The 311-nt window shown below is 37.0% G+C and carries 1 protein-coding gene; it reads left to right on the top strand.

The window, feature by feature from the left end; all coding sequences use genetic code 11:
* A partial coding sequence (locus tag E4T68_RS09070; RefSeq protein WP_194185119.1) for a hypothetical protein occupies positions 1 to 311 on the top strand: 311 nt, incomplete at both ends.

The raw sequence follows: 311 nt of genomic DNA on the forward strand, positions 1-311 counted from the left end.
TACATCGTTAAGTGCGAGCCAATCACTAAGTGCATCATTAAGTGCGAGTGAATCATTAAGCACATCACTAAGTGCAAGCCAATCATTAAGTACATCAATAAGCGCAAGTGAGTCATTAAGCACATCAATAAGCGCAAGTGAGTCATTAAGCACATCACTAAGTGCGAGTGAATCATTAAGTACCTCACTAAGTGCAAGTGAATCATTAAGTACATCGTTAAGTACATCGTTAAGTACGAGTCAATCATTAAGTACATCGTTAAGTACGAGTCAATCATTAAGTACATCACTAAGTGCAAGTGAATCATTAA

Origin of the sequence: Granulicatella sp. WM01 (genome assembly GCF_004570605.1) — a bacterium.
GTDB lineage: Bacteria > Bacillota > Bacilli > Lactobacillales > Aerococcaceae > WM01.